A 21,975-nucleotide genomic window follows, 5' to 3' on the forward strand; every position below is an offset into this window, starting at 1 on the left:
GCACGGCGATAGGGGATCTGCACCTTCAGGGTCTTCTGCCTCCGGCTCAAGGTCGAATAGTCCGGAACGGGCCAGTCCAGCCCCGCGAGACGCAGCAGACTGGCGACCAGCCCGGCGGTCTGCCTGAGCGGCAGCTTGAACAGCACCTTGATCGACAGGCAGAACTGGATCGCCGCATTCGAGAACACCGGCGGGCGCCCAGGGCGGCCCTCATGCGGCGCGTGCCAGACCATCTCCTTGTCCAGCCAGATCAGCAAAGACCCGCGCTTGCGGAGCGCAGCGTTGTAGGCGGACCAGTTCGTCGTGCGGTAGCGGGCGGGCTTGGGCTTGCTCATGCTGCTCGTCTAATCGCATGGATTCCCGATGTGAATCCTTCACCCGCTGAGTTCTGCAACAACGCCCTGCTGCTGCACTAATGCCCGGTTCGTGGCATCCCCCTCTTCTGGATGAGACGTTGCGCGCGCATGTGTCGGGCGACATGGAAAAGTGACCCCCTGACGACATGAGGAACTGACCCCCTCGTCGGAAGGAGGTCACATGACAGAAGCAATATCGCAGGGTTCTTCGCGAGGACGAGTTTCGCGGAGGATCGAGATGCGGACGCCCGAAGAAGTGTCGGCGATGCTGGCACTGAAGGCGCGTGGGTGGGGTTCGAAGCGCATCGCGACGGAACTCGGCTGCTCGCGGAACACCGTGAAGCGATGGCTGGCTGCGGGAGGCTGGCGCGCGCCGTCTCCGGTGGTGCGGGCGAAGGTGCTCGACGGCTTGGAGGATTGGGTGGCGGAGCGCTTTCGGCAGCACGCCGGGAACGCGGATGTGGTGCGTCAGGAGCTGGCTGCGGAGAAGGGCATCACGGTCAGCCTCCGGACCGTGGAGCGGGCGGTCGCGCCGTTGCGGCAGGAGCTGCGGGCGGAAGCGCGGGCCACGGTTCGCTTCGAGACCCGCCCCGGTCAGCAGTTGCAGATCGACTTCGGTGAGCGACGGGTGGAGATTGGCGGCGCGAAGGTGAAGGTGTTCTTCTTCGTAGCCACTCTCGGCTACTCCCGGCGGCTGCACGTGCGCGCCTTCTCCGGGGAGCGCCAGGAACACTGGTTCGAGGGCATGGAAGGAGCCTTCCGCCGCTTCGGCGGTGTGCCGGAGGAAGTGCTGCTCGACAACGCCCGCGCCCTGATCTCCCACCATGATCCGGTGACGCGGGAGGTGACGATCAATGCCCGGCTCCACGCCTTTGCCCGACACTGGGGCTTCCGGGTCCGGGCCTGCGCGCCTTACCGAGCCCGGACGAAGGGCAAGGACGAGCGCGGCGTGGGCTACGTGAAGCGCAATGCCATCGCCGGACGCAGATTCGAGAGCTTCGCCGCGCTCGAGGCGCATCTGGAAGCCTGGATCAGGGAGGTCGCGGACGTGCGTATCCACGGCACGACCGGTGAACCGCCCTCCCTGCGCTTCTCCCGGGACGAAGCCCACCGGCTCAAGCCTGCCGACAGTATCCCGGCCTTCCTGACGAGTCGCGATCTCGTCCGCCGGGTCTCTTCCGACTGCGCGGTCGAGGTCGACGGTAACACCTACTCGGTGCCTTGGCGGCTGATCGGAGAGAGGGTCAGCGTTCTGGTCAGCGGCACGGAGCTGCGCGTCAGCCATGCCGGTCAGGAGGTCGCGTGCCATCGGCTGAGACCGGGGCGCCGGGCCCGGATCGTGGACAGGACCCACTTCGAAGGCATCACGGGCGGCCCGCTGACCAACGCCGGGGAGCAAACCGAAGCTGAGCTCGCTCCCGTATCGCCGGAGCTTCTGCGGCCCCTCAGCGAATACGAAGCCGTGGCGGGAGGAGCCTGGTGATGGCCTTCGAGACCCCTGACCATCTCGAGCGGATGCTGACACGGCTCAAGCTGACCGCGATCCGCGACCAGCTCGACGGGCTCCTCGACGAGGCCGGGCGTGGTGAGATGACGATCCGAGAGGCTCTGACGCTGTTCTGCGAGAGGGAGATAGCCCGCAAGGATCAGCGGCGGATCGAGATGAGCTTCGGCCTGGCCCGCTTCCCCTTCGTGCGGGATCTCTCCGGCTTCGACTTTGAGGCCCAGCCTTCGGTCGACAAGGGACAGGTTCGCGACCTGGCCACCGGGCGCTTCATAGCGAACGGCGAGGCCGTGCTCCTGCTTGGGCCTCCCGGGGTGGGCAAGACCCACCTTGCTGTCGCCATAGGCCGGGAGGTGATCGTGGCGGGCTATACCGTGCTCTTCGTCCCGGCCATGACGCTGGTCGCCACTCTGGCCAAGGCGCACGCGGACGGGAAACTGGAGGAGAAGCTGGCGCACTTTGCCAAGAGCCTCGAGCAGTCGCCCCTCTTCACGCTCCCAGCTGTAGGTTTCGACCAGAATCGTCTCGTGCTCGGCATGGACTTGCCGCTTCCAATCCATGCCCTCAAGGTATTCATCGCGGTCGATATAGGGCGCCGTGGTCAACTCCTCCTTACCATCCCTGCCGCGTTTCTTGCGCACGCCGAAATGCTCGATGTAGGCGCCGCTCTCGATCAGCCGGAAATCGGGCGTGTAGACGCGACGCCCGGTCTTCTGGAGCTTGTGCTCGTAGTTCGGCTCGTATTCGTAGGCGATGCCGTTCCGGAACAGCCAGTTGGCGATCAGAAGCTCTTCGAAGCTGTTCACCGTCTCGCCTTGCAGCGTCCGCAGGTTGCGGCTTTCGATCTGCGCATACCATTCGTGCTTCGTCTTGAAGTCCCACTCTGTCGGGAAGTCGTCGAAGAAACCGGCGAACCAGCCGATCACGGTTTGCGCGATGTCACTGGCGGTCGCGACGATGTGCCGAAGGATCTCCTTCATGAGGGATAGGAAGGCCTTGTCGTCCGTCGCGGTCGGCGCCAAGGGGGGCTTCTCCCCCTCCACTTCACCGATGATCTCGTAGGCCAATGCGTGGAAGGTGCGCGCCGCCACGGGGACCCCGCACCGCGCCTCGATGCGCTCGGACATCTCGGTTGCAGCATCTTTGGCGAAGGCCAGGAGCAGGAGCTCGCTTGGCTTCCGTATCTCCGCCTTCACCAGGTATGCGGCCTTGGCCGTGATAACGCTGGTCTTGCCGGACCCCGCGCCGGCCAGAACCAACGTTGCGTCCTCGTCAACGACCACCGACAGGCGCTGCTCCGGTGTCAGCGGCATGGATTCGACCGTGTCGAAGAAGTCTTTCCACCGAAGCAGCTGAGCTTCCACGAACGTCTCGATAGCCGCGTCCCGGACGGTGTTCGGATCGGCAGCGAAGGCCACGATAGGGGCGATCCGGGACATCACCTCGTTGCCGACGGCCTCCGCGTTCAGCTTGGAAAGCACACGGCTGTTTAGATCGGCAGCGTCGCGCGCCAGCGGCGCTACGTGGCATGCGGCAGGATAAACATCCGGCACCTTGAGCGCATCGAGCGTGTGAAGGATGCGCCGGACCGCTGCGTCTTCCTTTTGCAGCTCCGCCCAATTGAAATTCGTCCAGGCGGTCGTAACCGCCTCTGCGAAGGTTCTGGCCGCAGAGGCATCCACCGCTGGCAAGGTCAGGTTGCCGCCGCCACCAAGATCGAGCGATAGCGACGACGAAAGAAGGCCTTTCTTCACTGAGGGTCGCGCTGCGAGAGCGTCAAACCCTATGCGGGGCGAACCCGCCCCGCGTGCCGCAATGCCCCTGTCTTGCAGAGTTAGGGACCTTGGATGTCGGCCGAGAGGGTCAACCAGGAACCTCAGGAAAGGTTTTGAGGCGAGGTTCATTTGCACCAAACTACCAGTCTTTTCCAAGGTGTAGCAGATTTCGGACAGCCGGGAACCTTTCCGGACCCATTTCAAACGCGAATGGGTGCCTGCCCTGTTCATTTATTTCCGAGAATGCATCTGACCGGCGACTTGCTGGGCCGGGACACCCGATTGCCACGGGCAATGGCGAACTTTTTTCTTCGCCCCGCAGACTATTGGCCAATCTCCATTTCGAGGACCGACACAAAGACCAGCGAGCCCAAGAGATGAGAAGGAGGCCCCCCGGAAACGACTGCGGACAGGCTTGATGCTGCCACGAACGGCAGACGCGCAACCAAGGAGGACCACCATGCTGCGTAAGTTCCCGACGAAGACCCTGTCCGCAGATCTGCAACTCGCTGCCGTTCGCGCGCAATTTGACAAGCACGGATCCGCGCTGTGCAACGCCGCGGGCCTGATCGACGGCGACGCCGGAACGGCCCGTGTCCTGCGCCTCATATCCCGCTTGCGCGAAGCCGCGCGCCTGGACTGGGCGACGCGCCGCAGGCTGGTCGATCTGCACCGCCTTTTGTCTCTCGACCCGGTCATCGATGAGTTCGAACCCGACCTTTCGTCCTGGGTTTTTCTCGATCCCGCGAGCCCGGAGGTGGAAGAGCTCTGCCTTCTAACTGACCGGCTCTACGACCTCCTGGTCGAGATCGGAGAACTGGACGATGAGCGGGATGCGCTGGCACTTGCCCTCCCGGTGCAGGACGCGGCCTGAACTGCGGCGCCGACCATGCGCAGTTTGCACGGTCGGCGTCATGCTCCGGGATGACCGCAAAGCGCAGTCTTCCGACAGGGCACCGACGGCGGCGGCACGGCCCAGGAACAGAAAAAATCATGCCCCCAGCAGATTTCCTCTTCGTCATCCCGATGAACGACCAATGTTCTCGTCACCAGCACCCAAGACCAGCTTCGCAACCAACCGAAAGGACCCTGCCAACGCCCCCGCGTCTCCCCGCGACGGAACATGACGCCGATGAATCAGGCACACCAGCACACCGTTTCCGCCACCGCATGAAAGGGAGATCATCATGCTCAACACCACCGCACTCGACACCGCCGAGGCGCGTCTTGGCGCCGCCTATGCGGTGGAGCAGCACCTCCGCCGCCATGGTGCGAGCCTCTGCGACCTGCTCGACGCGCTCGATGATCCGAGTGGGTTCGCGGCGCTCTGCGATCTGCATGGTGCCTTCGGGCAGCCGATCCCGGATGCCGATGCCGTCGAGGCCGCGCTGCGCGATATCCGTCGTATCCTGGCCGACCAGGCGCCGACGTCGCTCGACAGGATCGGGCATGAGAGGGGCCTGCCAGCTTCCGACATGACCCGGTGGCATGGCGCGCGCGTCAGCGAGCTTCTCGGGCGATTCCGCCATGCCGACTGAGACCGGGGCACGCTGTGTCCTTCAGCTGGCGCGCCGGCGCCGCTTGAGCGTCCATCCCGATCAGTTCGGGATGGAGCAGGACATCTGCGACGTGACGCTGTGGCTCATCGAGAAGCACAGCCTGTCTCGTGTTCACGTCTGGGTGGACCGGCACTACACGCAGATCGGACCGGAGATCGCCGGCGTGACTGTCATCACTTCGCCGCGCCATCCAGCGCGACTGACCGAGGCGGCGCACGAGGCGTTTCTCGCGCTCGGCTACAGGATCGAAGATACCCGCGCAGACACCTACGGCCATCAGTTTTGCGACGGCCATCACTCGAAGCACGAAGTCATCCAAGCCTATACGCGCATCGAAGACGCGCTGAAGCTCTGGCGATCACAATAACAAATACTCGGACATCTCGGACGAGGGCGGCGAAAGCCGCCCTTTTTGCATGCCTTGCGCTCGTTGGTGCAAGGCATGCCGACATTGTACATCAACTTCACGGCCAGACTTCGAAAAAGTCGCTGTTGTGCTCGTTCCGGAGAAGTGGCTCGCGATAACCGGCGGCGGAAACTACGCTGCCAACCCAAGAACGCCACGGCCACGATCAAGCCCGAGAAAGTTTACGAAAATCGTTTCTGCCGCCTGCTTCTGATGCCTATATCCCTCAGGACAGAGTCGAACCCTCGTTCCCGCGAGAAAAGGCCGAAAAAACGGAAAATCGGGCGCCTACGCCCGATTGACCTTATTCGCTTGCGAAATGGACCTTATAAGCCCGCCGGTGGCCACTAATTGGTAGTGGCGATAATGTCGGACCAACCGTCAAATGGCCATCGACCACGGCAATTCCCTTATTTTACTGGGCTCCGAATCGTCATCCGGCGGGCTCCCTGTCCATCCTACAACCATTTCTTGTCCATCGGCTTCCGGCGCCCGGTATGCCAATTCCAACGAAAAATGCCGCCCGATGGGCGGCATTTCGACTGATCGAAGATCGCGAAGTACCTAGACCTCCCATGCCACCGGCAGATCCTTTCGAAAATAGAGCGCGACTCCGAAGGGCTTGGGATCGAATACGGGTTCCACCCCGTGCCGCGCCAGAATCTGCTCGACCCGGTATTTCTTGAGTCCGGTCTCGAGCGGCAGACGTGTTTTTACGGCAAACCGTTTCCGAAACCTGCCCATCGCCTCCGGTGTCACCCACGTTCCATCATCGGTCTCGATCGTATCGAGAAGCGGACCGCCCTCCCGATTATTGATCAGGTTCTTCGTCGCATTCTTCCCGATCCCCAGCATCGCGAGAGCGAGCTCCACCGTCATTCCAGGTCGACAGCCGGAGAGCACGGATTTCAGTTCGAGGGTATCGATGACCACTCCGTCGATCCCCGGGATATCGGACATCCGACAGACCCGCTTCAAACGTCCATCGAACAGCGCCGGGAGAATGACCCCGATTTTCTGGCGGGTCTTTTCCGCGGCTTTCGCAAGCGGAACCATCCCGCGCGGGCATTCGTCGATCTCTTCGCCGAGCTCTTGCAGCCGCGCCTCGAATTTCTCGACATCGATCCGGTCGACGGCCCGGCTCAATTTGCTGCCGGCGAGTTCGACATCCCCGAGAAGTCTCAGGTATCCCAGCCGGATCACCGCCCGCACCATGGGCCGCGAGGCATTCAGGCGGTCCGGCAATGCCGACACCGACACCGCGCGTTTCATCGCGGCGGCGACCTCCACGCCCTGTTGATAGTCGAGAACCACGTCACCCGCCCAGTGATCCTTCTCGCTTGCCGGGACGACGGCACGACTGACGAGCATGTTCTGCAACGTCCGCGGATCGACGTGCTCGGTCTTGGCGATGGCGGCGACACTGGAAAGCCGCGGCGCCTCGACAGGCTCGCCCATCAGCGTCTGCCCTGCCTTCAGCGGGAAGCCGTCCCGGATCTTGTCGCGCACGAGCGCCCGGATCGCCCCCGGGTCCTTCGCCATCTTGTGCCACGAGAGCCACCGGTAGAGCATGCCGAGAGCGCCCTGAGGGCGGTACCCCCGGCTACCGCTGGTCCGGGCCTGGACCAGCAGGCTGTCGAGAGCGGAATCGATCCCCTGCCGGCCTTCAGCGACGGCGGACCAGCCGGCGTGCTGAGCGAGTTCCCAGTCTTCCGGCGACATCTCCCCCGCCCGCTTGTCGGGGCCGAACGCGAGCACACCGCCGAGAAATGCACTCGCACGCCAGCCCTGTTCGATGTCCTGCGCGTCGAGCCAGTCGGGCCCCGCCTGCCCCGCGATGCGCCCGAGGATATAGGTTTGCATCGGCGAAACAGAACGGCTCTCGCATGAGCGCGCCAGCGACAGGAGCGAGTCGCGATCCTCCGGTACCTGCTGGCGCAGTTCGCCGAGAGTGTCGTCCCATCGCCCGGTCCGTCGATCGAGCAGTGCGATGCCGTGACGCTCACATGTGCTGACCGCCGCCAGCGCCCAGGAGACGCGGTGACGCCGCTGCGCGTGCGGAGCCCCGGGGTCGGCCTCGTCTTCCGCGAGACACATCGGACAGAACCGTGTCGACGGGGCGACCCGGAACTCGGCCGAGAACTCCTGGCCCCGCAGCACGTAGAGATGCCCGCCCAGCGACTTGATGACGTTGTGACGGACCGGGGCAGAATCCTGGTCGGCGACATCGCAGAGGCGGTCCACGGCCGTGTCCACGCCACGGGCGAGATCCACCGCCGGAACGCCGATGTCGTTGAGGAAGGGGACAAGGCCACCGCTGGTGTGGAAGGCCGCCAGTCGCCCGGCCCAGGAGATCGGCGTCTCGTCATCGCAGAATGGCAGGTGGGGGTAGAGCTTAGCCACGACGGGTCCTCCGCTTGCGTTGTCTGGGGAGAGCCTCCGGTTCCTCGCGATGATCCGGGTCGATGAGATTCCACTCGTCGGCGCGGAAGATGTTGCGCGAGAGGGGACAACCTTCCTGCATGGCCCAGGCATCGGCGAAGTGATCCAGGTCCAGCGAGGCGTCGTCGGAGATCAATGCCCGTTCAATGGCACCGATGATGGTCTCGATCACGCGACCGAACCTGTAGCGTGAGGCGTGGAACAGCCTGTCCAGGAGGTCTTCGTCGGACGGAGGTTCCAGCCCCGCCCTGGCGCAGAAGTGCTCGATCACCCCATCGAACGTGTCGCCGTCCGCCACGACGGAAACGGGTGGCAGTTGAACGGAGGAGAACCGCCGCTGGACCTGGGGGTCGGAGCGGACGATATCGCGCAATTGCTCGGTGCCCGAGAGTACCACGATGATCGGATGGTCGCCCTGCATGAGGGCCTTCACCGCCCGCAGGATGAGATTCCGGTCGGCACAGAAGAGATCGTGCGCCTCGTCGATCCAGAGGACCGTCACACCCAGCATCGTCAGGCGGTCGCGCAGGAGCTGCCACATGCCCCAGGCCTCTCGGCGCGAGGACACTTCGGGGTAGCCGCTGCGCTCCAGCAGCTCGAGCGTCATGCTCTTGAACGTGGCCGGGCTCGGCACGACGCTGGAGAGGTAGTGCGGTCGCCCGTCCTGTCCTTCCGCCAGCACGGGATGCTTTCGGAGCGCGCGTGCCACCAGCGTGGATTTCCCGCCCCCCCGGCCATCGACGACGAGTACGCCCCGGCTTTCGCCGGTGGATGTCATCCGCACCGGGTCGGGCAGCAGGTGCCCCTCCTCGTCGCGGCGGAGCAGGCGATCGAGCTGGGTGGTGAAGTCCGCATCCCGGTTCGTCCCGATATGGAGGCCCCGAAGGGCCTCCAATGTGCGGTCGATCTCTGCGAAGTCGGGCATGGCTCACTCCTCCTCGATCGAGAAGCCGCCACCGCCGCGGCGCGGGCGGGGCTTGACGGCGGCCGGATCTGAAGGCCGTGCCGACGAGGTCTCCGAGGTGGGCGCGGGGATCGCCTGGCCGGGCTCACCGTCGGAGGGATGATCGGGCTCGGACCGGCTGAACTCTGTTCCCAGAAAGACATTCTGCTCTGTGTGGGCCACGCGTTCCTCGCCCCAGTCTTCCACGAGCAGACCTGCGAGCTGCGTCGCCTCGGCATTGCGTTGCTGGATCGCGTGTACGGCCTCGACGATGGCGTCCAGATTGAACGTCGTCGCATTCGGCCGGGAGGCCTTGGCGTCGTTGACAGCATTGAGCCAGCACTGCGCGGGCACACCTTCCAATCCATGGAAGACTGTCGGGATCTCGTACCAGTCGCTGCCGAGCCGGACACCGATCGTGCCGATGTCCTTCGGATGCCAGCGGACATCCACCTTGTGAGGATCCTTTCGCATCATCCAGTCGGCGAGCAGCTTCGAGTGGTAGCGCACGCCCATCATCGTGATGCCCTCCTTGGACAGGACACGCTTCTCGCGCCGGCCGAAGATGAGGCGGCACCGTCGCATGTCCGGCGGCGGCATGACGCCCCATTCCTTCGTCAGGCGACGCCAGCAAGCGACAGGCGTTTCGCCGCCCAGCCCGGAATGCGGCGTGTTGTGGTAGATATCGACCGTCCAGCGGACGAGCGCGAAGGAAAGATCCTCGAGAGTGAGCGACGCTCTCGTCTCGGGATCGGCGTCTCCCTTGCTGACGACATCGGAGAATGTCCGGCCGGCCAGGCGTGGGCAGAGGCCGAGAGCGATCGTACCGAAGATGCGCTCTCCGCGCCCCCTGAACTCCGGCAGTCCCGCGGCCGCGCGCATGAAGACAATCTCGAGATCCGAGCACGCGTTTCGGAACGCTTCGGATTTGAAGGCGGCGCCGCAGTCGGTCACGACCTGTTCGGGCGTCCCGTGCATGTCCCAGGAGCTCAGGGCGCCGACGGCGTCGGACCACTTGCCCTTGTTGGTCGTGACCATCTGCAGAACCTGGACGGCTGCACTGGCCTTTGGTGACGGCGAAAGAACCATTCCAAGGATACAGCGCGTTGTCGCGCAGATCGCGAGTGTAAGCGTCCACCGCCTCTTGCTGTCGTCCAAACCGATCGCGTCGAGTTCAGCCTCGGTCATCATGTCGTAGAGACCGGTGGCCCGCATCAATGTGATGACGTCGACAGTCCATTCATCGATCTCGACCCGCTCGAGCGGTCTCGTGAGCCCGAGCCCGTCTCCCACCGGGCGGAACTTCTTGCGTGCGGCGTCCTCGCCATCGCGCGCCGCCTTCACGACGAAGGGATCCAACGCCTTGATCGCACGGCGGACGGTCTCGCGGCTCGGTGTGCGAAGCGGCGGCAGGCCGTCTTCTTCGCGTTCCTCGTTGCATTGCCGGAACGCGATCTGGACATTCTCGTGGATGACCTTCTGCGTCGGGCGGTCGCGGCTGAGATACCCTCTGACCTGCTCCAGCATGAGCCCGATCGCTTCGGGCTCCATCTCGCGGGAGCAGTTGCCGCGCTTGTGCATGGCATCAATCAGGCCGCCGGTTCCGAAGGTTTCGGACGCGCCAAGCCAGCGGCGCATCGTGCGGGGGCTCGGTTGTTCTCGGAAATCGTAGGACTTGCTGGGATCGCCCGCGCCAGTCGGGTTCAGGTTGCGCACGTAGAAGACCGCGCGCGCCATGAGGACCTCGGAGTTTTCGGCGATCGACTTGTCCGTCCGCTTGATCTTTCCCTCGGCCTCCAGCTCGCGGAAGGCCTCGACATAGGCGGATTTCTTCGACACCCGGGCGGCACTCTTTGGGTCGAGCTCCGAGACCAGTGAAGAGCTGGCGACGAGTCGTTTTGCGGCCCTGTCCGGAAGGAAGTAGCCCGGATCGTGGCGGAGGCGCCCCTTCGCCCCAAGCCGGCTGAGCTGCGCGTGCGAAAACTGGCGCGAAAGGCCGGCCCCGGCCTCGGTGGCCATGACGTAGCCCTCCTCGTTGCTCGAGGTCGGACGGTAGGCGATGCCTTCGATCGTGACGCGATCGTAGGTGCCGAGGGCGTAGCGGGCATTGTCGAGATCGAACTTCAGATCCATCAGACTTGCTTTCCGTTGAACACGTTGGAGGCGGGCGCGATGCGCTCGTGGCGCTCGAGTTCGAGATGGCGGGAGCGGACGAGACGCAGCAGGGCGCGGAAGCCCATCGCGCCGAGACCGATCTCTTGCGTGAGATCGGCGAGGGATCTGACCCCGGTCATTTCCCTGACGACGTCGGCCGCGGCGGCATCGGCCGCCGCGTCGCGTGCGCGCACCGCGTGGAGCAAGCGCGCGTTGTGGCGGGTGGTCGGGTCGAAGTCGTGCTTCGTCAGCAGGCGAAAATCGGTGACGGCCCCGTATTCCACCGCCTGCGACGCGACCGTCGAGAGTTCCTCGAGGAAGGCGATCTTCTGGCGCGCCCGCGGGCGGACCGCGTAGGCAACCCGCCGGCCGTCCCGTCGCACGACCAGGAAGTCGACGTAGTGAGAATGGACCTCCCCATCTTCGTCATGCCATTCGAGCTCGACCTGCTCGAACAGATCCTGTGTCTGCGGGTGGATCGCCAGGCACAGGCAGCATTCGAGCTCGTCATGGCTCTCGAGCTGGACCAGACGCCCATGGTCGTCGCCGAGGACGATCTGACCGGTGAAGTGCCCCTTGCTGGCGATGGCCACGTCGCGATCGGCGAGGCTGGGATCGGGAAGCCGGACGGCCTCCTGGTTGGTAGAAAGAGACATGGATATGCCCTCGTGTTGATCGGTGGGATCGCCGCCCCCGGACGGGGCGACGCAAGCGATCATCGACGCGGCCGAGACGCGGCGCCGCATTGCACGGCATTAGCCGTGTCCGGGGCGCGCGATTGGCCACATCTTTCCCATTCTCCGAAGCGGTTTTGCCACGGAGCCGGGAGATCGAGTTTCGAGGGCGGAGGTCTTGCTTGAGGTCGAGTGCAGATCCTGCTACTCGTTCCTCCATGAAAACCAAGCGGGTTCCGATCCGCCCTACTTTCGAACGCTCGATCCGTTGCCGCGGATCGGGCGTTTTCGATTGAGATGGCTATCCTCTACATCAGACGCTCCTTTCATTTGCGAAACCACGAGGGCAAGTCGCGCTTCCCCTCCGTGGCCAGAAGCCTAGACAGCGGCGTACAGAGAGCAAGGTTTTTTTATGGTTTTTCATACACTTGTCCGATACGCCACCGCCTTTCATTATTCGCACAATGCTTTTCGCCAGTTCTGGTACTGACGAATCCATCAAGCCCAACAATTGGTCGTTGGAGTGGGCCCGCTGGCAAATCCGAACACGAGAAAGCCGCCTGCGAAAAAGTCGTCAGGCGGCTCGCGTGCAATCGGTAGAGCTGTGCAGAAATCTCGATGACACGATCGCTCCGCCAGAAATTCCGCACGCTTCAGGGCGACGAATACCGGACAATTCAGGAGTGATTCGTTGTTCGAGATGGCAGCTGAACACCGTCGAGCGCGCCGGGGCGGCTCAGCGTATTACGGCGTACACCGTGGTGACGATATGCGTGTTCAGGCTCATGAAACGAGTCATATTGAATAGCCCTCGAATGGGTCAACACCGTTTTTCGCAAATTTATTGCGAGTCCGGTCGCGTTGCGTCATGACTTCACCGGCCAGTGCGCTGGCGGTGACCGCCGGGCATGCAGCATGCCAAGACAACAGCACGAGGCACGAGCCGCGCCTGCGCTCTGTCGCTGCCGGATGGAGCGTGTCAGCGGGACATCGCACCAGCGCCGCGATCCTCCAGGGACTCCAGGAAGTCGATCAGCAGCTCTATCTGGTCATCAGTGATCAGCGCGTGTGATGCCAGGATCGGCGATATCGCATCGATCTCTGCAGGCTCCATCAGGTGCGCCCCGTCCTCGGCATAGACACGCGCATTCCTATAGGGATCGAGATGCTGCCGTATGGCCTCGACGAGCGTTCCGGCTTGCCCATTGTGAAAGTAAGGCGCCGTGAGCGTCACGTTTCGCAAGGGCGGCGTCCGGAACAGGAAGCGATCACCGGGCATGCCGGTGGCGTAGACCCGGCCCAAGTCCTTCTCGTCGCGACGATCGGGCACGCCGACGGAATGAAATCCGAAATCGCTGAAGATGGCACCGGAATGGCAGACCGCGCATTTGCCGATGCCATAGAAGAGAAGCGCGCCGCGTTTCTGGTCCTCCGAGATCGCGGACAGATCCCCGGCGAGGTACCGATCCCAGGGCGTGTCCCGGGACTGGAATTCGATCTCGATGTAATGCGCGAGAGCATTGCCGAGATGGGAAGGGCGCACCTCGTCGGCGGTCGCAACTCCGTAGCTCTCGCGAAACAGCGCCCGGTAACTTTCCGCCTCGGATTGCCCGCGCGCGTCGTCGCCGAAAAGGCGGCGCGCAACGCGGGCGAGAACTGCCTCCGGTGCCGGCGTGCCTGCAGCATCAGGGGCGAGAGCGTTGGACGCGCCAGGCTCGCCGAGCATCTCGACCGGGACGAAGATCGGCCGCACGGATTGCAGCGCCATGAGGTTCTCGAACCTCCCCGTCACGAGCGTCTCGGGCAACACGAACGCGCCCTGACCTGCGGTCGTTAGGGCCTGCAGGCGGCCGTCCCAGAGCATCGCCGAGACATCGTTGTGATCGCGGTTCCACAAATCCGGCACGTTGCGCGCCGGCACGTTGGGCAACCACTCCGGCGACACGTCCAGACGTGCCTCCAATGCCGCGCCGCCGGCCGTCGCAGCAGCAAGCCCGTGGCAGGTGGCGCAAGAGCGCTCCCCCTGCCCGCTAAGCGCCGGATCAAAGAAGAGCCTCTTTCCGAGCCGGAACTTCGGGTCAGGGACATCCTCCTTCACCGGCAGCGGCGCGAGCCCGTACAACCGGGCCGCGACACGCAGATGCGCATCGAGCGCCTCCACATCGGCACGCCCCGCCCGAAGGTCCGGGTAGGACGGATCCGCGGTCGCGGCGAGACGCAGAGCCGCGAGCGCATGCCGCGACACGCCCTCCGACAGCAGCTGTTCGGTCAGCGCTGCATAGCGCTTGCACGGCAGACGGCCGATCTCGAGGGCGTGCTCCAACCGGGACGCCTGCGCCGCATCGAGACGATCCCGGGTCTCCGCTGAAGCATCCGCGGTGCGCAGGGCCTGATCGCAGGCGGCGGCAAGGGCACGGAGGTCATCTCCCGCCCGGTGCATCAGGACCCGCGGACGCAGCTCTGCCAGGTACAGCCAGATCGGCATCGAGAGGCCAACGCCGATGATGGCGATCCGGAACAGGATGTCGAGCACGGCGCGAAGACGCACCGGTCTCACCGATCATGCTCTGGATCGAAGTCCAGCGTCGCCAGGAACGCGACTAGGTCCTTGACCTCCTCGTCGCTGAGTTCGACCGCATAGCTCGGCTCCCCCGACCACCGCGCGATCTTCTGATAGAGTTCCGCCCGCTCGCGGGCCGACAACTTGCTGGTATTGATTTCTGCCAAGGGATCGACATGGGCGCTGATCGCGCCGGCGAGGTGCGGTTCGATGCCGGAATGGGAATAGGGCGCGGTCTTCGTGACGTTGTAAAGCGGCGGCGTGCGGAAGGCGTAGCGATCCCGCGGGTCCTGGGTGAAGTTGTAGCGGCCGTAATCGATCCCGAACCCGTTAAAGCCGAAGCCGAACTGCGCGAACGGGATCGCGTGGAAGGTAAGATCCGAGAAATATGGACCGCTATGACAAGCGGCGCATTGCCCGCGCCCATAGAAGAGCAGACCGCCGGCCAGCTCCCGATCCGTCAGCCTCTGCCCGTCGAACACGAAGCGATGGAGTTTCGTGTCCCGCACGCGGAATTCGGATCGTATGAAGGCGGCGAGGGCCTCGGCGATCTGCAGGTAGGTCAGCTCATCGACCTTCAGGTCAAACGCCTCGGACAGGGGCGCGGCGATCTCTGGGCTGGCGCGGATTCGGCGGGCGATCTCCTGGTGAACCTCGGCCGCGGCACCGACTTCGCCCTGGCGAAGCCATTCGGTATCATCGCTTTCCCCGATCATCTCGCGGAATTCCACCGGCGGCAGATGCGCGGTCACGACCAGCGGATCGTCGGACGGTGCCATCGTGCCGAACTGGCTCCGAATTTCGCCCGAGCTGGCATCCACCCGGCCATCCCAGAAGAAGACATCGAAGCCGATCCCGCCGCGTCCCCAGAGCGCGAGCGTGTTGCGCGAGAGTACCCCGGCCGGGCTCTTCATCCGCTCGACTCCTTTGCCGATACCGCCCGCGCCATGGCCGAGCGGCAAGCCGTCGGCGGAGCCGAACTCGTCGAGGTGGCAGCTGCGGCAAGAGACGTTTCGCGTCAACGACAGGAGTTCGCTCTCGAAGAGGCGCTCACCAGCCGCCGCCTTTTCCGGGTCGAGTTCGGGCCAGAGCTCTTCGGCGGGACGCAGGCCGTTCTCGAGCACGGCCTCTCGCAGAACGGCCTCGCGCATGGTTTCGGCCATGGCGGGGACGGCGCAGCCCAGGGCGAGCGCGATCAGGAGCCTAGTAGCGGATTTCATGGATTCCGATCACATCCTGCAGATCTGTGGCCTTTGCCTCGATGGCCCTGAGCGCCATGTAGCCGAGCGCCGCCTCGTCGAGACCGAGCAGCACCAATCGCTTCCGGAGCAGATCGTAGTCCTGGCAATCTATCAGCGCGATCTCGCTGGCCTCGAGCTCCCGGACGGTCTCCTCGGAGGGGGCGGCCTCCAGGTTCTGCTTGGCCAGGAGATGCGCGCGCATGGACCGATCGCAGCGATAGGTCGCTTCCTGGTAGGAGGGTTCAGCAATGAGGATCACCCCCCAGATCCAGAGCGGCGGAGCGAGCTGACCGATCAGCACGCCGCCGGCGAGGACCAAGGCATAGCGGACCCGGTTACTTCGCAACAATATTGAGCGCATCCAGGACCTCGGGAGTGATCGTGCCGGTGATCTTCAGGTCCCAATCCTTCTGGAACTTGCTGAGCGCGGTCTTGGTCCCGGTCCCGACGATCCCGTCGATCGCACCGGTATAATAGCCGTAAGTGTAGAGCGCCGTCTGGACGCGCTTGACGATCGCAGTGAAGGCCGCGCTGTTGCCCGGCAGCGTCTTCGGGGCCTGGGGCGCGCGCGGCAGGACATAGGAGGGGGGCGTGCTGTTGCTCGAGGGCGGCGACGGTCGATAGCTTCCGCCGCCCGAATAGCCCCCGCCGGAAGACGAGCGGTGACTGCCATGTGACCCGTGGCTCGAATGCGACCGGTGACCGGCAAGCGCGTAGCTGTGCTCGCCCCGGAGGATCTGGAAAAGCGAGGGCGAATGGTCGTCGTCGTGATCCAGCCGCGGTGGCGCGACGACGGCCTGCGCGGTCTGCGGCAAGTACCCGGCCGCCGCGAGCGTGATTGCGAACTTTCCGATCTTCTTCATTGCGGCTGTATCTCCATGAAGCCGTCCTCGTCGCGGTACCACTCGAAGAACCCGGCGCAGCGCGCGCGGAGACTGCAGGACTCGCAGCCCGGTAGGTATTTCTGCTTCCAATCGGAAATCGATCGGGCTGCGAGATCCCTGTATGCAGGAGGCACCGTGCAGAGCGGGAAGTTGTAGAGCGCGACGCTCTGGCGTCGCGCTCGCATCAGGTCGATCGCCGCGCCGAGGTCGGCGAAGTTGGTGCTGCTGTCGAAGAAGCAGCGGGTCCAGTTCATCCGGCCATAGCCGATACGCTCCATCTGCATGATCGCCCAGGTTGCCGCGAATGGCAGATGCCGCGTGATAAAATCGGCAAGGCCGGGGAGCCCTGACGCGTTCTGCTTCAGAACGACCGTTCGGAGCTCGAGCGCCGCGCCGGCGAGGCCCAGAAGCGAGAGCTTTTCGGAGAGTTCTGCGAAGGCGCCGGGTTTTCCGACGATCTCGTCATGCGTCGCGGCATTGTCGGAATAGATCGGCACGCCCCAGAGGAGGCGCTCCCGATGCTTGCGCAGCCAGGGCAGATCTTCGCGCTCGAAATGCTGTCCGTTGGTCAGGATGTGGAAGCCGAGATCGTCGCGCTCGGCGAACGCCGCATCGATGAAGTCGAACAATCCGCGCTTGTGCAGCAGCGGCTCACCGCCGGAGAGGCCGATCTGCGCCCCCGGCGGCGCAAGCCGGGCGGCGGTCCGGAAATGCCCGAACATGTCCTCGTGATGCGGCTTCGGCGGCTGGGAGCACATGAGGCAGAGCTGGTCGCATTGCTCGGTGATGAGAAACGTATTGTGCGGCGAGGCCGCCCGGATGAGACGATGGGCAACCTGTCGACGCGGGTCGATCAGCAGCACATCGCCCGCGATATCCGCAGGCGTGACATCCCGAAGCCGGAAGTCCGCGTAACCGGTTCGGAATCCCAGGACGCCCGCCTCCTGCCAGGCAAGAACCGCGTCCTCCGCGCATCGCGGCTCGCCATTGGCGATCCGGGTCACGAATGGCGATAGCGCGCCGTCGCAGTCCGATCTGAGGCGGAGCTGGATCATGGCGCGACCGGTCTCAAGGCTTCGGGAAGAGCTTCGAGCCCCAACCAGCGGGACAGGGTGAACTCGACCGCCGCTTCCCTGCTGTAGAGCAGCTCCATCGCGAGATCGAACAGGGCGAGGTGGCGCTGGCAGAACCAGCTCTCCTGCCTCGGCACATCGATGCGGCTGCTGCGCGAGAGATCGTCGATGGGATCGGTGCCGCAGAAGGGCTGATACGGGCAGTGAATGCAGTCGGGATCGAAACTGTTGATGTGGGCCGGCGCCAGAACAGCGATCTTCTCGGGATCCAGGCCGTCCGTCACGTTGCCGATCGCGAGATCGACCTGCCGGATTCGCGCGAGCATGCGGGCCTCGTCGCTGGGATAGATCTGCCCGTCGAAATCGATGACCGCGTTCGCGCCGCTGGGGAAATTGGGGTTCCGGAGGTCGGTGTGACTGTCCACGCCGGGAGCCAGGATGCGTCTCAGGCAATGGGCCAGGTAGAACTCTTCCATCACCCGGCCCGTCCGCGCGTTCCTCGCGATCAGCGTGTCGATGAATCCACCGTAGTATTCGATCCAGTCGGTCGAGGATCGGGCGGAAGCGTGGTTCTTACGGGCGAAGCCCTGGTAGTTGACGGGGCGCAGGTACAGCGAGGTGAAGCCGAACGCCTCGTAGGCCGAGATCAGCGCCTCGGGGTCTGGCGGATCCTCCAGATCGATGGTCGGCAGGGCGGAGACGCGATCAGGCCCGACCAGGTCGATCACCCGTTCGAGATTTCGATGGAAGGTCCGGGTCAGCTCCGTGTCGCCGGTCCGGTTCCGGGTGTGGACCTGGTGCGGCCCATCGAGCGAAGTGCTGATCAGCACGTCGTCGTGTGCGAGAAAGGCGAGGATGTCATCGTCGAGGTTCTGCAGGTTGGTGCAGACCACGAAGCGGACATTCCGAAATCGTCGGCGCGCGAATGTGGCGACAGCCTCCAGGTGATCTAGTCTCAGAAACGGCTCCCCGCCCTGGAATTCGATCTGGATCTCCTCGACCGGCAATGTGTCGAGAAATCCCAGCACCCTTTCGAGGGTCTCTTCATCCCAGTCGAAGCCCTTCGACGCGAACGGGGCCCGCGACACCTGGCAGTAGGAGCATTTCAGGTCACAGCGCAGCGTCGGGATCAGGATGACATAGGCTAACCCGCCACCGACATGCTGACGTCGTGACCACCGCGTCAAAAAAGCGGTATGGGCGAGATCGCCTGTCCGATCGAAGGCGTGGCCCCTCTCCCGCAGAAACCGTTCGTCAGGGAGCGTCAGCGCGTCCCGGGCGTAGCGATCAACGAAATCGCCGTCGGCCAGGAAATAGGCCCCTGTCTCATCTGCGAGGAGTGTCCGGCGATCATCGAGATCGCGAAACCGGAGCGGCCAGACCTGCTTCACGTCGTCAGCATCTCGTAAAGGCTCTGCCGCATGGGCAATGTCTGCTGAAAGATCTTCTCGCGATAGATCTGGTAGGTCACCTCGCGTTCGAGCCGCGCGGGATCGGCGCCGGACGTGCCGCTCACGTTCACGCCCTGTTCGGACGCCCCGAAGTCCAGCTCAGGATAGAGGTAGCTCAGGCGCAGGAGGGACGCGGGGATGTAGGGGTGAAATGCCGGGTCTATCGAGATATCGAGTACGTGGCTCGCGGGCATATCGGTGATCTCGGATCCTGCTGACAAGAAACTGGCGCATAACGCGGATATGCTGATCAATGCGCGCAGAATTTGGCGAAATTCAAGCCTAGGGCGTCAAAGGAGTTCGCATCGAGACATCTTTCGGCTCAGGGTGGTCGAGCTGCATCACTCGGCTGCCGCCCGTCGCGATCCGATCCTTCGGCGTGCCGCGGGCGGGAGCGAAAGTGTCCTCCGATCACGCCAGCCGAGGCGCGACGCGCGGCATGCCGCGACGAAGTTTTCGACGCGAGAGAATCCATTCTTGCCAATCCCGCATCGGACCTGACAATTTCGACCGGCAACAAGGCATTCGGAGGAATTGATCGGATGGCGGGTAAATTCGAACTCTACAAGGACAAGGCGGGAGAGTTCCGGTTTCGTTTGAAGGCGGGAAACGGCGAAATCATCCTGGTCGGCGAAGGCTACAAGCAAAAGGCCGGCGCCGAGAACGGTGTCGCCTCGGTGCGCACCAACGCGCCGCTGGACGACCGCTACGAGCGCAAGACCAACTCAGGTGGAGACCCCATGTTCAACCTCAAGGCCAGCAACGGCCAGGTCATCGGGACCAGCGAGGCCTATAGCAGCGTAGCGGCGCGCGACAACGGCATCGCATCGGTGAAGTCGAACGCGCCCGACGCTAAGCTCGACGACCAGACCGACTGAAAGCCCGCGCGGCGCTTTGCCGCTCTGAGCAGAGCGCCACGCCCGCCGCAACAGCGACGGTGCCCGACGGGAAGCCGATCATGCAGAACAGGATCGACCCGGCCTCGGTGCAGATCACTGACAGGAACTCCGGCGGTCGCAACATCGTCGGTCGCCAACCACCAAGCGATCCCGCACGATAAAGCCGCGAAGCGAAGGCGTTCATTCCTACGATCACGATTGGGGAGTGACGCCGTAAGACTGGCCTTCGGCTAGTTGGCGACGTCGACTACTCCGGCAACGGGAGGAGCGAAGCGAAGCAGCCCCGTCAGAAGAATTCTAGCAGCCCACTCGAAAACCACTCGTCCTGCCGACCTTTAGCTTCATCCGGGTATCCGACCGAGCAGTTTCGCAGCGCCGTGCGCCCGACAACTGCCGAGCCGGGCCAATGCGTGTGTCCGAACAGCCACGCCGCGGGCTGAAACTCCCCGATCAATGCACGTAGATCGGACGCATAGGCGGGAGCGACAGCGTCCGCGGGCTCCGGAACGAGATCCGGGTGCGGGCAATGATGGGTCACGACGATCGTCTTGCCGTCGAACGGCATGGATAGTCGGTCCGAGAGCCAGGACAGATGGTTTGCATGCACATGTTCGGTATCGGTCGGCTTCGCGCGCCGGTAGCCATCGGAGGCCACTCGGATGTAGCGATAGTCGTTCATGCGTCCGCGTGCTTCGCGCATGGCCTCGGCGCGACCTCCGCCGAGACGGAAATCCGTCCAGAGCGTACAGCAGAGGAAGCGGTGATCGCGGATGACGAACTCGGACTTTTGCGCGAAATGCGCGCCCTCCGCGCGCGCCAGCTCGGCCAGGCGGTCATCGCCATCGAGGACGTGATGGTAGTAGTCGTGATTGCCGGGGAAGACATGGACGCGGTCGAGCGGCATGTACCGTCCGATGTGGCGCAACATGATCGGCCAGCGGACCTTCGGCTTGTTCGTGAGATCGCCCGCGAGGATCAGGGCATCGAGGCGCAGCCAGATGTCCGGCGAGACCGCGGCCAGCGGGTCGCGGCCATGCTCCAGCCAGAGGTCGAGATGGAGATCGGCGACGACGAGGACGGGCAAGGCGCACTCCTTCGTGACTTTCGCGGAGCACACTTACCCGGACGACGCCGCGACCCGTCAAGTACGGGACATCAGACAAAGGATCGACTGCGCCGTGCCGGTCGCAGGGCCAATCTCCGCGGCGCCCCGTGACCGCTTCGAGCCCTCAACAGACGTTGATCAAACGCTATGCGGCACCTCGGCCGGGTTGGCGGCTGAAAAGAAGAAGCAGTCCAAAGGCAATCATACCGCCCCCGGAGGCTCGCTGAAACCAATGGAGCTTTGTTGAAGCGAAGGCTGCCGCAAAACACCCAGCTGTCGCATAGATGAGGATAGCGACGGCTTCGAGCAAAATAAAGGTCGCACCAAGAAGCGCGTAGCTCGTCCAGTAGTTCGAGGTATCGATGAATTGGGGGAAGAAGGCCGCGAAGATCAGGATCGCCTTTGGATTGCTGACGGCCACAAGGGCTTCGCCCCGGAACGCTTTCTGAAGCGTCGGCTTCATGGCTTCGGCGTCCCAATCTGCCTTTCCCGGCGCACTAATTAGCAGCCTGATGCCCAGCCAGACGAGGTACGCAGCGCCGATGATCTTAACCGCGTTGAAGACCAGTGCCGAGGCCGACAGCAGGAGGCCGAGTCCCAGGGCACTTGCCGTGATCATCGGGACGAAGATACCCAGGCGGGCAAGGCTTGCCGTAAACGCAAAGGGGACCCCCTTTTGCGCCCCGTGGGTCATGGCGAGAAGGTTGTTCGGACCGAATGCGATGTTCAGTGCAAAGCACGCGGGCAAAAACAGGAGCAGATCGGGCATGGTAGACATATCCTCGTTTTTCCCCACGGTATGAGTGATCGCGGCTCAGAGTGCAAAGGCTCCGCCTCAGCCGATGACCGAACGGCACCTTCGTCCCACGGTGCCGTCGCCCAGAAGAGCCGGGGGATGGCTGAGAGCCCATTCTACCGAATGCCGCAGAGCGCACGAATGGTACATTTT

At 63.9% G+C, this 21,975-nt stretch carries 20 protein-coding genes and 1 pseudogene; 6 read left to right on the forward strand and 15 right to left on the reverse strand.

Features of this window, described 5'->3' with window-relative positions:
- The coding region (locus SALMUC_RS22500; RefSeq protein ID WP_037372424.1) for an IS5/IS1182 family transposase at positions 1 to 335 on the reverse strand (335 nt) is incomplete at its 3' end.
- A 202-nt stretch (positions 336 to 537) separates the two neighbouring features.
- Between SALMUC_RS22500 and istA the strand changes: the two genes are divergently transcribed.
- Together istA and SALMUC_RS31740 are read left to right on the forward strand one after the other, a co-directional pair.
- On the forward strand, positions 538 to 1,839 hold the full coding sequence (gene istA / locus SALMUC_RS22505) for an IS21 family transposase (RefSeq protein ID WP_084514063.1): 1,302 nt from the start codon (positions 538 to 540) through the stop codon (positions 1,837 to 1,839).
- A 32-nt stretch (positions 1,840 to 1,871) separates the two neighbouring features.
- Positions 1,872 to 2,849, forward strand: a complete 978-nt coding sequence (locus tag SALMUC_RS31740; RefSeq protein ID WP_342663051.1) for an ATP-binding protein — start codon at positions 1,872 to 1,874, stop codon at positions 2,847 to 2,849.
- Here SALMUC_RS31740 and SALMUC_RS31745 read toward each other — a convergent pair.
- A pseudogene (locus SALMUC_RS31745) lies at positions 2,814 to 3,866 on the reverse strand (UvrD-helicase domain-containing protein); the annotation flags it as partial. The gene SALMUC_RS31740 and the pseudogene SALMUC_RS31745 sit on opposite strands and share 36 nt — an antisense overlap.
- Before the next feature lie 229 nt (positions 3,867 to 4,095).
- Here SALMUC_RS31745 and SALMUC_RS22515 point away from each other — a divergent pair.
- The 3 genes from SALMUC_RS22515 (at position 4,096) to SALMUC_RS22525 (ending at position 5,561) form a co-directional block, all read left to right on the forward strand.
- Complete coding sequence (locus SALMUC_RS22515) at positions 4,096 to 4,509, forward strand: hypothetical protein (protein WP_020041010.1); 414 nt, start codon at positions 4,096 to 4,098, stop codon at positions 4,507 to 4,509.
- Between the two features lie 313 nt (positions 4,510 to 4,822).
- A complete protein-coding gene (locus SALMUC_RS22520) occupies positions 4,823 to 5,173 on the forward strand; it encodes a hypothetical protein (protein ID WP_020041011.1) in 351 nt (116 codons plus the stop codon).
- A complete protein-coding gene (locus tag SALMUC_RS22525) occupies positions 5,163 to 5,561 on the forward strand; it encodes a hypothetical protein (protein ID WP_156883622.1) in 399 nt (132 codons plus the stop codon). Before SALMUC_RS22520 ends, SALMUC_RS22525 begins: the two co-directional genes overlap by 11 nt.
- A 603-nt stretch (positions 5,562 to 6,164) precedes the next feature.
- Here the strand turns inward: SALMUC_RS22525 and SALMUC_RS22530 are convergent.
- From SALMUC_RS22530 to SALMUC_RS22580, 11 genes are all read right to left on the reverse strand, one after another.
- Positions 6,165 to 8,003, reverse strand: a complete 1,839-nt coding sequence (locus SALMUC_RS22530) for a TniQ family protein (RefSeq protein ID WP_020041013.1) — start codon at positions 8,001 to 8,003, stop codon at positions 6,165 to 6,167.
- Positions 7,996 to 8,967 (reverse strand): TniB family NTP-binding protein, encoded by a 972-nt coding sequence (locus SALMUC_RS22535; protein WP_021120842.1) that lies wholly within the window; start codon positions 8,965 to 8,967, stop codon positions 7,996 to 7,998. Before SALMUC_RS22535 ends, SALMUC_RS22530 begins: the two co-directional genes overlap by 8 nt.
- 3 nt (positions 8,968 to 8,970) lie before the next feature.
- The gene (locus SALMUC_RS22540; protein ID WP_020041015.1) at positions 8,971 to 11,118 is read right to left on the reverse strand and encodes a Mu transposase C-terminal domain-containing protein; all 2,148 of its coding nucleotides are present in this window, start codon (positions 11,116 to 11,118) and stop codon (positions 8,971 to 8,973) included.
- The gene (locus tag SALMUC_RS22545) at positions 11,118 to 11,795 is read right to left on the reverse strand and encodes a hypothetical protein (protein WP_020041016.1); all 678 of its coding nucleotides are present in this window, start codon (positions 11,793 to 11,795) and stop codon (positions 11,118 to 11,120) included. The genes SALMUC_RS22540 and SALMUC_RS22545 overlap by 1 nt, the downstream gene beginning before the upstream one ends.
- A 997-nt stretch (positions 11,796 to 12,792) precedes the next feature.
- Positions 12,793 to 14,346, reverse strand: a complete 1,554-nt coding sequence (locus SALMUC_RS22550; protein WP_156883623.1) for a cytochrome-c peroxidase — start codon at positions 14,344 to 14,346, stop codon at positions 12,793 to 12,795.
- Positions 14,347 to 14,366: 20 nt separating this feature from the next.
- The gene (locus tag SALMUC_RS22555; RefSeq protein WP_020041018.1) at positions 14,367 to 15,536 is read right to left on the reverse strand and encodes a His-Xaa-Ser system-associated MauG-like protein; all 1,170 of its coding nucleotides are present in this window, start codon (positions 15,534 to 15,536) and stop codon (positions 14,367 to 14,369) included.
- Between the two features lie 40 nt (positions 15,537 to 15,576).
- Positions 15,577 to 15,975 (reverse strand): TIGR03982 family His-Xaa-Ser system protein, encoded by a 399-nt coding sequence (locus SALMUC_RS22560; protein WP_198014655.1) that lies wholly within the window; start codon positions 15,973 to 15,975, stop codon positions 15,577 to 15,579.
- Complete coding sequence (locus tag SALMUC_RS22565; RefSeq protein ID WP_020041020.1) at positions 15,950 to 16,477, reverse strand: peptidoglycan-binding protein; 528 nt, start codon at positions 16,475 to 16,477, stop codon at positions 15,950 to 15,952. The genes SALMUC_RS22560 and SALMUC_RS22565 overlap by 26 nt, the downstream gene beginning before the upstream one ends.
- Positions 16,474 to 17,553, reverse strand: coding sequence for a His-Xaa-Ser system radical SAM maturase HxsC (hxsC, locus tag SALMUC_RS22570; protein ID WP_020041021.1), 1,080 nt, complete (start codon positions 17,551 to 17,553; stop codon positions 16,474 to 16,476). The genes SALMUC_RS22565 and hxsC overlap by 4 nt, the downstream gene beginning before the upstream one ends.
- Complete coding sequence (hxsB, locus tag SALMUC_RS22575) at positions 17,550 to 18,962, reverse strand: His-Xaa-Ser system radical SAM maturase HxsB (RefSeq protein ID WP_020041022.1); 1,413 nt, start codon at positions 18,960 to 18,962, stop codon at positions 17,550 to 17,552. The genes hxsC and hxsB overlap by 4 nt, the downstream gene beginning before the upstream one ends.
- A complete protein-coding gene (locus SALMUC_RS22580) occupies positions 18,959 to 19,243 on the reverse strand; it encodes a hypothetical protein (RefSeq protein ID WP_156883624.1) in 285 nt (94 codons plus the stop codon). The genes hxsB and SALMUC_RS22580 overlap by 4 nt, the downstream gene beginning before the upstream one ends.
- A 321-nt stretch (positions 19,244 to 19,564) precedes the next feature.
- Here SALMUC_RS22580 and SALMUC_RS22585 point away from each other — a divergent pair, with 321 nt between their 5' ends.
- Positions 19,565 to 19,900 carry a YegP family protein gene (locus tag SALMUC_RS22585; RefSeq protein ID WP_020041024.1) on the forward strand — a complete coding sequence of 112 codons (336 nt, stop codon included), beginning with the start codon at positions 19,565 to 19,567 and terminating at the stop codon, positions 19,898 to 19,900.
- Positions 19,901 to 20,207: 307 nt separating this feature from the next.
- Here the strand turns inward: SALMUC_RS22585 and SALMUC_RS22590 are convergent, their stop codons facing one another.
- Complete coding sequence (locus SALMUC_RS22590; RefSeq protein WP_020041025.1) at positions 20,208 to 21,005, reverse strand: metallophosphoesterase; 798 nt, start codon at positions 21,003 to 21,005, stop codon at positions 20,208 to 20,210.
- A 166-nt stretch (positions 21,006 to 21,171) separates the two neighbouring features.
- Positions 21,172 to 21,795: a LysE family translocator gene (locus SALMUC_RS22595; RefSeq protein ID WP_020041026.1), complete on the reverse strand. Its 624-nt coding sequence runs from the start codon at positions 21,793 to 21,795 to the stop codon at positions 21,172 to 21,174.
- Positions 21,796 to 21,975: the final 180 nt, after the last annotated feature.

Origin of the sequence: Salipiger mucosus DSM 16094, from assembly GCF_000442255.1 — a bacterium.
Taxonomy (GTDB): Bacteria; Pseudomonadota; Alphaproteobacteria; order Rhodobacterales; family Rhodobacteraceae; genus Salipiger; species Salipiger mucosus.